Raw genomic sequence first — 11,911 nt, 5'->3', positions numbered from 1 at the left:
TGCACGCAACACTGCTTTACTGCTTGATCCGGTAATGAAACGTATTTTTCACTCCCGAAACCGTCACCGCCCTCCCCTCCACAATCCGCGGCTGATACCGGAAGGTCTCAGCCGCAGTCATCGATGGCCTGATAAACAGTGGATGACAGGTGCCCTGAACCTGTGGATTGACCACGCGACCTTGAGGTGAAACGTCGTAGATGACGGTGCAGTCGCCTTCGATACCTTTGTCCAGTGCGCGTTGGGGATAGTCGGGGGCTTCCTTGCTGACAGGTTGATATTGGCTGCTGTCGGCGGCCGCCGTTTGTTGTTGGGCCTGGCGAGCACGTTCGGCGGTTTGTCTGACCTGCTCGGCCTGACGTTGTTGCTCGGCCTGTTGCTGCTGCGCCACACGTTGCTGCTCGACCTCCCGGGCGCGCTGGCGCTGCTCGCGCTTTTGCTCTTCGACACGCTTGCGCGCCAGTGCGGCCTGTTCGAGTTGACGGGCCTGGCGTTGTGTATCGACCTGTGGCCGGGGCGGCTCGATGGGTCTGGAGACGACGGGTGCTGGCTCGACTACAGGCTCAACGACAGACGCAGGAGCAATAGGGGTAGGTGCAGGTTCGGGCGGCAGGATGAACAGTTGAGTGGTCATCGTTCTGACGGGTTCGGATGGTTTTTCCTGAAGGCTCCAGCCGAACAGTAATGCCCCCAGCACCGCGACATGCAGTCCGAAAGCGATGGCAGCCGCCAATCCGTTCTTGCGCAGCGTGCTCCAGTCCAGGGTACTGGGGCCGCGAGACTCGAGTTCCAGTGTCATGGTGTTCATTGCGGGGCCTCGGTCACCAGTCCCAGATGGCTCACGCCGCTGCGCTGCAAGGCAGCCATGGCAGCGACCACTCGTCCGTAATCGGCCTTGTCGTCAGCGCGAATGAACACCTGGGTGTCTGCGCGTTCGGCCACCAGTCTGGCGATACGCTCTTGCATGTCTTCCAGACTGGCCGCGGTATCGGTCTGCGCATGGGTGTCGACGTTTTCCCCGAGGTTCCAGTAATAACCACCCTCAGCCTTGACCGACAGAGTCACGATGCGTTGCTTGGTATCGGTGGGCAGCGCTTCACTGGCGACTTTCGGTAGTTCGATCTTCACGCCCTGGGTCAGCATCGGCGCAGTCACCATGAAAATCACCAGCAGCACCAGCATGACGTCGATGTAGGGCACGACATTCATCTCGGCCTTCGGACCATGTTTGCGTTGGGGTTTGACCAGCATGGAAAGTCCCTCAGGCCGCAGTGGCCATGTTGCGAGTCAGGCCTTGCAGAGTCCGGTTCAGGCGTACCTGCAATTCGTTGCCGAAGCTGTAGTAACGGGATGCGAGCGTCTGGCCATGTGCAGCAAAGCGGTTGTAGGCAATGACAGCCGGGATAGCTGCGAACAGACCGATGGCGGTTGCAATCAAGGCTTCGGCAATGCCGGGAGCGACCGTGGACAACGTGGCCTGCTGCACCTGAGACAGGCCGATGAAAGCATTCATGATGCCCCAGACCGTCCCGAACAAACCGATATACGGGCTGACCGAGCCCACCGTGGCAAGAAACTGCAGACCCTTTTCCAGTTGCAGTTCCTGCTCGCTGATCGCCACCTGAAGCGAACGCTCGACGCCGGACAATACGACATCGGGCTCGATGCCCGGGCGATGCCTGAGCTGTTGATACTCGGCATAACCCGCCTGAAAGACCCGCTGAATGCCGTTGGCCTGCTCACCCGCCTCAAAGGCCTCGTTGTACAGCGGCGTCAGTTCAGGTTCGCGACGAAAACGCTGCTCAAAGGCATCCAGAGAATGTGCGTCATGGCGCAATGCGAGGCTGCGTTGAATGATCAGATACCAACTGGTCAGCGAAGCCATCAGCAAGGTCAGCATCACAGCCTTGACCAGTAGGCTGGCGTTGCTGATAAGGCCCCAGATCGTCATGTGTTCCAGCGTGGCGTGCATCTTGAAGTTCCCAGATAGGCGGCACTTGGCGCTCAAGGCGGGTGCCGGTATGAATCGATTATTTATCACCGCTTGATGACAAACGACTTACGGCAGAGCGAGGGTCTTCACCACATCGGCCCAAGGCACGAACTTGAAGTTCTGTGCCTGCTCGGGCATACGCTTTCGGCCGTCCTGTACGACCAGCATGCCTTTGCTCCATGGCCCGCCAAGGTTGGCCGAGGTCACTTCCAGGCCGTCCGTTTCGGAAGTCCCGTCGATGCCGAGCCGGGCATTGAGGCCCACACGAAATGTACCGCGCAGCGCATAAGGCGCTTCGGCATCGACCACCACATAGCTGTCATTGCCTTGGCTGGAGATCACCAGATAGTCATGCTGTTCGCTCTGATACAGCGCCAGCCCCTCGACATCGGCATGCACCACATCGCCGACCTTGATCACACTGGAAAGGGTTGCCGGTTGATCCGCCCGGGCATCCACCGCCCAGACACCTACGTCTTCCTCGCCGAGAAACAGTCGCTGACGCTGATCGTCGGCCACGCAACCTTCCGGCTGGCTGTCCACCTTGAAGCTGCGCACCAGCTCACCCCTGGCCTTACCGTCAGGCGCGCTGATCCGGTACTGCAGGAAGCTGCCATCCTTGTCATTGGCAAAGGCATAGATCTCGCCACTGACCGGCTGGAACAGACAGATGCCGTAGATCTGCGCCAGCGGCGTGGGAATTTCGCCCGCCTCGCGAAGCACTCCGCTATTGCGATCAATGCTGAACAGACTCAGGCTATTGCGATCACGATTGCTGGCCACCGCCAGATCGACCTTCTGCTTGCCCAGCATGAAACCAGGGCGTACATCGACGTTGTTCAGACGCCCGACGGCCAGTTCCTGAAGCTGCTTGCCCTTGAGGTCATAAACCAGCAGCCCCTGCTTCTTGTTGGTGCCCAATACGCGACTTTGCGCCGGATTTTTCGGATGAATCCAGATCGCGGGATCGTCAGCCGCATCGCCCTGACGCGCCACGGGCTCGCTCTGAGCGACAGCCGTCACGCTGGGCAACGGCGCAGCCAGAGCGACCGGTTTCGGCTTCCAGCCGAGTTCGCCTTCAAACAGGCGGTCGCCATCGTTGTCGTTGAGCAGCAGTTGCAAGCCGTTCTGGCTTTCGTGCACCGACAGCCCCTCAGGCTTTTTCAGGTTCATCAGCGACAGCTCGGCCACCGATGACCAGCTCTCGCCATCCCCCTGCTGCTGATAGAGGTGCAAGGCCTTACCCTTGGGATCGAGCGCCAGCAAGCCGCCGGGAACCACCGCCATGGCACCCGCAGCCTGTCTGACAGAGCCAAAGGGCTCACGCAAGGCGACTGGAATGCGAGCCACATCGGCTTCGGGATGCGCCGGGTAGGCCCACCAGCCAATGTTCTGTTCATTGACGAACAAGCGATGAGCCCCATCGTCAACCTGGCAGAACTCCGCATTAGGCGGCAGCGGCAAATTGCGTACCAGACGCGGTTTTTCATCGAGGTTATCGCCGCTGCCTACCAGCCATTGCTCACCCTTGCCCTCGTCACCGACCAGAAACAGAAACACATTGCTGGCGTCATCGCGATACAGGCACAAGCCTGTGACCGAGTAATCCCGTGCCGGCAGGTAGACCGGTTTTGACCACTGATTCCTTGCAGGATCGATGCGGCTCAGCATCGGTTGCTGGCGCAGATTGTCCAGTGTCGCAACCCATGTCGTCTCTCCCGCCTGACGACTGTCCAGCGCCTGATAAGAGCCCGGCATCCGGGCCAGTTGGCGGCCCTTTTCATCAAGCAGCAACAGGCCGCTCCTGACACTGGCCGCCAGGCGCTTCGTCCCATCACTGCCGGGCAGAAACTCCACGGACTGCGCCTTGAACGGTTCACTTTCAGCCCAGCGCACAATATTCATCTCGGGGGTGGGTGCAGCCTGCGCGGCACCGGTTATCAGGCCGATCAACAGCGACAGGCAACCCGTCTTGCGTGGCAACGAAATCTTCATGAACACTTGAATCCTTGAGCAGGGTTATCCGGCAGCAAGGCCGCCGGCACGGATCAGAAATGAGTGAAGGTCAGGCCGATCTTGTAGGTCGGGCCGTACTCTTCGTACTGGCTGTTGAGGGATCGATGCCCGGTGTAGACGAAGTACGGCTGATCGGTGAGGTTCTGCGCTTCGAAGCTGACTTTCAGGTTTTTGCTCAGGGAGTAACGAGCGCTGAAATCGATGAAGGTCTGGCCATCGACATACAGGTCATGATCCTTGTCGCCGATGGACGCGAGCTCATAGAGATAGGCCGACTTGTAGTTGGCCGACAGCCGCAGGCTGAGCTTGTCGTTTTCCCAGCCCAGCATCAGGTTGCCCACCGTATCGGACTGACTCGGCAGATCGATATCACGCTTGCGATTGGTGCCCGTGCTCTGATCGAAGCCTTTGATGCTGGCATCCGAGCGGCTGAACGTGGCGTTGGCACCCAGCAGCAAGCCATTCCAGGGTGCAGGCAGCCAGTCGAATTTCTGCGAGTAAGCCAGCTCAAGGCCGTACAGCTTGGCCTTGTCGCCGTTGGCGTAGGTATTGGCCTCGGAAAAATTCGCCCACTGCCCCGTCCCCGCCAGATCGGTGTTGTAGACGAAGTTCTGGATATCCTTGTAGAACACAAAGGCCGAAACCGTACCGGCGCGCCCCATGAAGTGCTCGATGCCCAGATCCAGGTTACTGGACTCCAGCGGTTTCAGATCCGGATTGCCAAAGCTGGCTTCGTCATCGTCGATCACAAAACCCGGAGCCAGTTGCCCGAAGGTCGGACGCACCACGCTTTTGGTCCAGGCCGCACGCACCTGTGTGCTCTTGTCGATCTGATAGCGGGCATGCAGGCCCGGTAGCCAGTGGTGGTAATCGCGGCGGGTCCGGGTCGATTCGAACGCGCCGTCGCGCACGCCAGTGCCCTTGGCGTCCATCTCGGTGCCTTCGTAGCGAAGGCCGGCAATGAAGCGCCACTTATCGATATCCAGAGTGTTCATGAAATAGCCGGCATTGATGTCTTCACGGATGGTGAAGTCGTTGGCCCGCGACTCCGACTCATCGTAGAAATCCGCAGCATTCAGCCCACCCAGCAATCCTTTGATGGCGCCAGGGCTGATGCCATTGCCGAAATTGCCCAGCCGGTAATCGATGGTGCCCTTCTGGAATTGCGTCAGATTCAGATCACTGGAAGTCAGCCCCAGCGTATCGAAATCCTCGTATTTCCAGACTTCCAGATCATTGGTCTTGTCACGTCGACTGACCTTGCCACCGAACTTGAACTGCGAGGCATAGCCTTTGAAATCGTAATCGCGGGCCAGATCCAGACGCAGATTCTTTTCCTTGTCTCGGGTGTTCTGCTTTTCCCAGTCGACTTTGTCGAGGGTGAAGTTCGAAGCGTCGTAAAACCCGGAGCCGACAATCGGGCGCGGCTTTTCACTGTCGTAGAAACCGGTATTGGCGAAGTCATTGTTGCCCACGAAAGTGGCACCTGCGATATGCCCCGGGCTGTCTTCGCTGGACTCGCTGTAGCCGACCTGACCACTGACCGTCCACAGGTCGTACATGCGTTCACCGCCGAACACCAAGGATTTGATCTCCTGGGTTTCGGTACGGGCCTTGAGTTTGCGGGTTCCCTCGGCATCGCCCAGCACACCGGCGGCCTGCGCATTGTCGAATTCGAAGCCATTGGTGGTACGGACTTCATCGTCCTTGAAGCGGCTGTACAGCGTCCGCAGGTAAAAGCTGCTGACATCGTCCGGCTTGTAATCGAAGTTCAGACCGCCGCCAGCTCGCTCACGGCTGATGTCGTAGTTGCGCTGCTCGAATTTCTGCAGGCTCTGGCCATCCCAGGCACCGCCCGTCTCGACATTGTCGGAGCCGAAATCGCGCTTCTGCCAACTGAGGGCTGCCGCAACACCGAAGTTGTCGATGCCATCGCCGAGGCTGAAGCGATTACTGGCTGCACCGGAAAACTTCGGGCTGGTCTGGCCGCTGTTCTTGTCATAACTGGCTTCGCTGCTGCCGGTGTAGAACAGGCCTTTATGATCGAAAGCCGAGAGGCTCTCGACATCCACCGTACCGCCCAGGGAATTGGCATCCATGTCCGGCGTCAGGGTCTTGATCACCGACAACGACTGCACCAGCTCCGAAGGCAGCACATCCAGTGCCACAGCACGACGACCGCTTTCCGGCGCAGGCACCAGCGTACCGTTGATGGTGACGCTGTTCAGGTCGGGAGCCAGACCACGCACGGTAACAAAACGGCCTTCGCCCTGATCGCGCTCAACACTGATACCCGGCAGGCGCTGCACCGCTTCGGCGACGTTCTGGTCCGGTAACTGAGCCACGCCATCGGCATGCACCACACTCTTGATGCTGTCCGAAGAACGCTGCTCCTTGAGCGCCTGATCGATACTTGCCGCCTGCCCCACGACCTCGACATGCTCGGTGGCATTGACCTCGGCAGCCTGCAGCCGCTCGTTGGCAATCGCCAGAGCCAGTGCGCTGAGTGTGTAGCCGACCAGTTGTGCCCTGCTGCGGCGCTTGTACATGTCTGTCCTCTCCAGGCTTCACGATGGGCCAGGCAAATGACCCGGCAACTGGAGGCGCAAGCTAGAGTCGAGGCGTGACGGTTCCGTGACAGGAAACTCCGAAAAGCCTTGAAATCGAGGGTATTGGAGAGGAAATGAGCTGATTTGACCCTCGATTGTGCAGTTTTCTGGAAGTCACAGCGCCGGTAATACTATGGGAGGCAGCTTGCTGGCGACTTCAGCCCTGTCACCAGCAAGCTGCCTCCCACGAAACACTATTGGCTGCCTGCATGTCCCATGAGCCGATTCGACCCTTTTCCCCGTCACTCAAGTGTCACAGTCATCTGTTGTGCTGGCCGGCATCAAGCGCTCCGGGAGCCCGTCAGGCCATGTTCAGTATCCTCAAACCCCACCGCGGAAAACTCGCCCTGCTGATGGTCGCGGCCAATATGGGGCTGCTCGCCTTTATGGCTTTTGGCGATATCAAGTACGTCAGCGAATGGAAATGGCTGGATATCATCGGCGAAGGCGGCTCTGCAGTCCTGGCGCTGATCTGGCTGTTTCTGGTGTTCAAGAGCCGCCCGGCCGGCCGTGTGACCAATTACCTGTCGGTGGGCCTGAGCTGCGTGTTCTTTTCCTGGTGGATCGATGCGCTGGACGAATTCATCCGCCTGCCCAAGGACATCGGCTGGGATCACTGGCTGGAGTCCGGCCCGATGCCGGTGGGCCTGATTCTGTTGACCATCGGCATCTACCACTGGCACCGGGAACAGTTGGCAATCAGCGCCCAGATGGAAAAACGTGAACGCGGCTTTCGCGAGCATCGGCTGTTCGACAAACTCACCCCGCTGGGAAGCGCCGATTATCTCAAGCGCCAGTTGGCCATCAGCCTGGAACAGAGCCAGCGCAATCAGCAACCGCTGTCGCTGGTAGTGGTAGATGTCGATAATTTCAGCGCCATCAATCAGGCGTTCGGCCATGCCGAAGGCGATGAAGTCCTGTCGGCTCTGAGCCACCTGCTGGTACTGAACCTGAGGCGTCAGGATCTGCTCTGTCGCCTGGCGGGCGACCGGTTTGTCGTGCTATTGCCCAATACCGGCGAAAGCCAGGCAAAACTGTTTGCCCAGGAATTGCAGCAAGCCGTTGCCGGACTGGCCCACAAAACCCGGCAACAGGGCGAACGGCTTCACCTCTCGGCCAGCACCGCTGCAGTCATGGCCATGGACGAGACGCCCGAGAATCTGCTCAAGCGCCTCAATCTTTCGCTGGCCCGCGTCCGTCAGCCTCTGCCGCGAATAGCCTGAGGTCTGCCATGACCATCAAATGCGACTGGTACGAAATCGACAGCCGATTCATTCCCGGCCACTACCAGCCGGCGACCCTGATCGATCTGGCGCTGTCGCGGGGCATCGACAGTCATCGCCTGCTCAAGGGCACCGGCCTGTTCTACGAGGACATCATCGCGGGCAAGACGCGCCTGAGCCCGCAGCAATTCTTTGTCCTGATCGCCAATGTCCGGCGGCAGATGGATGCCGACGACACCAGTTTCCTGTTTGGCCAGCGCCTGTTTCCCGGACATTACGGCGCTGCCAGCCATGCCTTGCGCCATGCCCGCAATCTGCATCAGGCCCTGGAGATACTGATCCGGCAGCAGGCATTGCTCAGCCCGCTGCTGACCCCGCGACTGGAACTGGACGAGCACTATGCCTATCTCTACTGGCTGGACAGTTGCGGCGCAGGCGAACAACAGCAGTTTGTGCTGGAAGCCGGCATGACCGCGCTGATTGCGATGAGCCATGCCTTGGGCAGTGAGCGTTTGCCCTGGGAATGCAGTTTCTGTCATGACGAGCCACGCTACATCGAACAGTACTGGGTGCATCTGGGGGAAAACACTGCGTTCGGCAGACCGCTGGACATGATGCGGCTTCCCAGGGAATGCCTGACCCGCCCATGGCCGGGCGCGTCGCCGATTGCCGGGCAGGTCGCCCAGCAGGAAGCCGGCGCACAACTGGAAGCACTGGGCATGTACGCCAGCCTGCCGGACCGGATTTACTGTTATCTGCGCGATAACGTGCGCGAAGCCCCCAGCCTGGATCAGGCTGCCCAGGCCTTTGCCATGAGCCCGGCAACCCTCAAGCGCAAGCTGCAGAAACACGGCACCAGCTTCCAGGCCCGGCACGATCTGGCCCGCAAGCATGTGGCTCTGCATCTGTATCAGATCAAGGGCCTGAGCAATGAGGCTGTCGCCGAATACCTGAATTTCAACGATCCCGCCAACTTCCGTCGTTCCTTCAAACGCTGGACCGGCAGCACGCCGAAGCTGATCCAGCGCCTGTTCAACTTCGACTGAAAACGACCTGAAAATGGTCCACACCCGCCCTTCATGAAGTTTTTTCAATTATTTTCTGAAAATTTTCCACGCTGCCCCGTCCTTTGACTCGCACATAACATTGAGATCAATTCTCATTCAAAAATGCGGGTTTTAACCCGTACGGGGACGTGGGATGACACCGAACACTCAGCCATCGCGAAGCCTGGGCGCAGCGATTCGCAAACACCTGAATCACGCCACACAGCTCAGCGCCTTGAGCCTGTGCTGGATGATCAGCAGCCAGACCGTCATGGCCAGCGAACCGCTGAGCGAGCGTGAACAGATCCTGCAAACCCGTCACAGTTTCGATATCTCGGTACAAGAACTCTCGGCCGCACTGATCAGCTTCGGCCAGCAGAGCGGCCTGCAGGTGAGCGTCGACCCGGCCTTGCTGGGCGGTCTTTACTCACAAGCCGTCCAGGGCCAGATGAGCAGCGAACAGGCTCTGGCGAAACTGCTGCATGGCACCGGCATTGGCTGGGGCTATGAACAAGGCAGTCTGGTGTTCCATCAGACCCGGACCGCTGGTTTCGATGCGGCGATGGAGTTGCAGAGCACGGTAGTGTTGGGCGAACCGGAAGAGAACAGCTTCCAGGGTCAGACCGTGATTGGCCGCAAGGCCATCGAAGCGTTCCCCGGTGCCAATGGCGACATCACGACCCTGCTGCGCATGCACCCCAACGTGCAGTTCAACAATGCCCAGCAAAGCTCCAACGCCCCCGGTGAAATCGACCCGGCGGATGTCAGCATCAACGGTGCCAAGTTCTACCAGAACAACTTCATGATCGATGGCATCTCGATCAATAACGACCTGGATCCGGGCGAGCACGATTACAACTCGATTCGTCAGTTCGACTCGGCCCCCAGCCGCTCTCACGGCATTGCGCTGGATGCGGACCTGCTTGAAGAAGTCAGGGTCTTCGACAGCAACGTGCCTGCCGAATACGGTGGTTTCAATGGCGGTGTGGTAGACGCCATTACCCGCAAACCGACTCAGGAAATGCACGGCAAGATTTCGGCCACGATGACTCGCTCGGAGTGGACCAAATACCACATCAGCAAGAATGACCAGGAAGGCTTCGAAACATCCACGGATGAGCAGTACCAGCCCGAGTTCGAGAAAACCACGGTGCGTGGAACACTCGAAGGCCATTTGACCGAGAACTTCGGAGCCATCCTCAATTTCTCCCAGAAGCGCGCCACCATTCCGCTCAATGCCTATGACAACGGCTACAACAGCCCCACTCAGCCCAACAGCAAGGACCAGACCCGGCGAATCGACAACTACCTGCTCAAGACCTACTGGAACGCCAGTGAGCGACTGACCGTCGATACCTCCCTGACCTATGCGCCACAGGAAAACTATTACTTCCGGGCCAACCGCATCAACTCCGGTTTCACCACCGAAGGCGGTGGTTTCCAGGGTGCGATCACGACCAAATGGCAAGGCGACAATGCCGTCTGGACCAACAAGCTGGCGCTTACCAACCTGACCAGTTCACGGGATGCGGAGTCGGACGAATACATCAACTGGTACTACTCGACGGTCAAGAACTGGGGCAATCCCAACAGCAACACAGCCCGTAGCGCCGAGGGTTCGTCAGGATCGCTCGAACAGACTCAACGCGGCATGACTTATAACACCAAGGCCGACTGGTTCCCGATCCAGATTGCAGGTACCACCCACAGTTTCACGACGGGCATGGAACTGTCGCATCAGGTCGCCACCTGGGAACGCCTCGACGACGTGATCTCCGCAACCACCTTCCGCAGGGACAATGTCGCCACCTGCGCCGGTAACGACTCGCTTTGCTCGATAGGCCGACAGCTCAACGGCAACATCCGCCAATACGCGACCCGGATGACCACTTATGAAGCCGGCAAGATTGAACTGACGGAAAACAAATACGCCTTCTTCGCTCAGGACAAGATCGAAGTCGGCAAGCTGACCCTGCGCCCGGGCCTGCGTTTCGAGGGCGACGATTATATGGAGCAGAAAAACATCGCTCCGCGCTTCTCCGGTGACTATGACCTGTTCGGCGACCGCAGTACCGTCCTGATCTTTGGTGCCAACCGCTATTACGGTCGCAACCTCTACAAATACCGTCTGGCCGACGGACGTGGGGCACTCAATACCAGTTACGCCCGCGAGACCCAGACCGGAGCCTGGGTGGGTACCCGTCAGGCCAGTACCAACAAGTTCACCACTCTCGATATCCCCTATGACGACGAACTGACTCTGGGCATCGACCAGCGCTGGCTGGATACCGACTTTCGCCTGAAATATGTCAACCGCAAGGGCAAAGACAAGATCAACCGCTCCCTGGCCCGCGTTCAGGGATTATCGGCCGAGACTGGCTATGCAACCGAGTACTACACCTATACCAACGAAGGAAAGAGTGAGAGCGACAACATCACACTGAGCATCACCCCCGTGCATGAGCTCAAGTTCCAGGGCACCCGGACCAGCGTGCAGATGGCCTTCGACTGGTCCCGCACTCGCGATGCCTATGGCAACTACGACGATGCGATCAACTCGGAGATGTATACCAATCAGGACGTGCTCTATGACGGCAAACGGATGAAATACACAGACCTTCCTGCCAGTGACTTCAACCGTCCCTGGACCGCTCGCATGACCACCATCACCGAGATCCCGCAGTTGAATCTGACCTGGAGCAACTTCTTCCGTTATCGCGGAGGTTACGACCAGATCATCAATACCGGCGATGACGTCGTCATAGATGGCGACGATGTGGCCGTGTACGAAACGGCAAGAGTCAAGGGCGCACCGACCTGGGACATGCGCCTGGATTGGGAACTGCCCACCGGCAAGGATCAGGCCGCCTTCGTTGCCGTGGACGTGACCAACGTTGCCGACAAGATCAACCCGATTATCAGCAACAGTGCGCGCAGCACTTATGAAGTGGGTCGCCAGTACTGGCTGGAAGTCGGCTACCGCTTCTAAGCCTGCAATAACCAATAAGTCCAGATGCTTTAACC

At 58.8% G+C, this 11,911-nt stretch carries 8 protein-coding genes; 3 read left to right on the top strand and 5 right to left on the bottom strand.

The window, feature by feature from the left end; translation table 11 throughout:
• Positions 1-16: 16 nt before the first annotated feature.
• From JSY17_RS00395 to JSY17_RS00375, 5 genes are all read right to left on the bottom strand, one after another.
• Positions 17-808: an energy transducer TonB gene (locus JSY17_RS00395; protein ID WP_162880461.1), complete on the bottom strand. Its 792-nt coding sequence runs from the start codon at positions 806-808 to the stop codon at positions 17-19.
• Positions 805-1,251: a protein TolR gene (gene tolR / locus JSY17_RS00390; RefSeq protein ID WP_117184265.1), complete on the bottom strand. Its 447-nt coding sequence runs from the start codon at positions 1,249-1,251 to the stop codon at positions 805-807. The genes JSY17_RS00395 and tolR overlap by 4 nt, the downstream gene beginning before the upstream one ends.
• A gap of 10 nt (positions 1,252-1,261) precedes the next feature.
• A complete protein-coding gene (gene tolQ, locus JSY17_RS00385; RefSeq protein WP_117185677.1) occupies positions 1,262-1,972 on the bottom strand; it encodes a protein TolQ in 711 nt (236 codons plus the stop codon).
• 87 nt (positions 1,973-2,059) lie between these two features.
• Positions 2,060-3,988: a phytase gene (locus JSY17_RS00380; RefSeq protein WP_206400992.1), complete on the bottom strand. Its 1,929-nt coding sequence runs from the start codon at positions 3,986-3,988 to the stop codon at positions 2,060-2,062.
• 53 nt (positions 3,989-4,041) lie between these two features.
• On the bottom strand, positions 4,042-6,558 hold the full coding sequence (locus JSY17_RS00375; protein WP_206400988.1) for a TonB-dependent receptor: 2,517 nt from the start codon (positions 6,556-6,558) through the stop codon (positions 4,042-4,044).
• 368 nt (positions 6,559-6,926) lie between these two features.
• Here JSY17_RS00375 and JSY17_RS00370 point away from each other — a divergent pair, with 368 nt between their 5' ends.
• The 3 genes from JSY17_RS00370 (at position 6,927) to JSY17_RS00360 (ending at position 11,876) form a co-directional block, all read left to right on the top strand.
• Entirely contained in the window at positions 6,927-7,841 is a 915-nt protein-coding gene (locus JSY17_RS00370; RefSeq protein WP_206400987.1) for a GGDEF domain-containing protein, read from the top strand.
• Positions 7,842-7,849: 8 nt separating this feature from the next.
• Positions 7,850-8,887, top strand: a complete 1,038-nt coding sequence (locus JSY17_RS00365) for an AraC family transcriptional regulator (protein WP_117185685.1) — start codon at positions 7,850-7,852, stop codon at positions 8,885-8,887.
• A gap of 154 nt (positions 8,888-9,041) precedes the next feature.
• Positions 9,042-11,876 carry a TonB-dependent receptor gene (locus JSY17_RS00360; protein ID WP_200977785.1) on the top strand — a complete coding sequence of 945 codons (2,835 nt, stop codon included), beginning with the start codon at positions 9,042-9,044 and terminating at the stop codon, positions 11,874-11,876.
• The last annotated feature ends 35 nt before the right edge of the window (positions 11,877-11,911 follow it).

This window comes from Pseudomonas capsici, from assembly GCF_017165765.1.
GTDB lineage: Bacteria > Pseudomonadota > Gammaproteobacteria > Pseudomonadales > Pseudomonadaceae > Aquipseudomonas > Aquipseudomonas capsici.
This window is presented reverse-complemented; position numbering and strand designations above follow the sequence as displayed.

Bases quoted from the DNA above. Each gene is read 5' to 3' on its own strand.
- JSY17_RS00395 (WP_162880461.1), bottom strand. From the start codon at position 808: ATGAACACCATGACACTGGAACTCGAGTCTCGCGGCCCCAGTACCCTG.
- tolR (WP_117184265.1), bottom strand. From the start codon at position 1,251: ATGCTGGTCAAACCCCAACGCAAACATGGTCCGAAGGCCGAGATGAAT.
- tolQ (WP_117185677.1), bottom strand. From the start codon at position 1,972: ATGCACGCCACGCTGGAACACATGACGATCTGGGGCCTTATCAGCAAC.
- JSY17_RS00380 (WP_206400992.1), bottom strand. From the start codon at position 3,988: ATGAAGATTTCGTTGCCACGCAAGACGGGTTGCCTGTCGCTGTTGATC.
- JSY17_RS00375 (WP_206400988.1), bottom strand. From the start codon at position 6,558: ATGTACAAGCGCCGCAGCAGGGCACAACTGGTCGGCTACACACTCAGC.
- JSY17_RS00370 (WP_206400987.1), top strand. From the start codon at position 6,927: ATGTTCAGTATCCTCAAACCCCACCGCGGAAAACTCGCCCTGCTGATG.
- JSY17_RS00365 (WP_117185685.1), top strand. From the start codon at position 7,850: ATGACCATCAAATGCGACTGGTACGAAATCGACAGCCGATTCATTCCC.
- JSY17_RS00360 (WP_200977785.1), top strand. From the start codon at position 9,042: ATGACACCGAACACTCAGCCATCGCGAAGCCTGGGCGCAGCGATTCGC.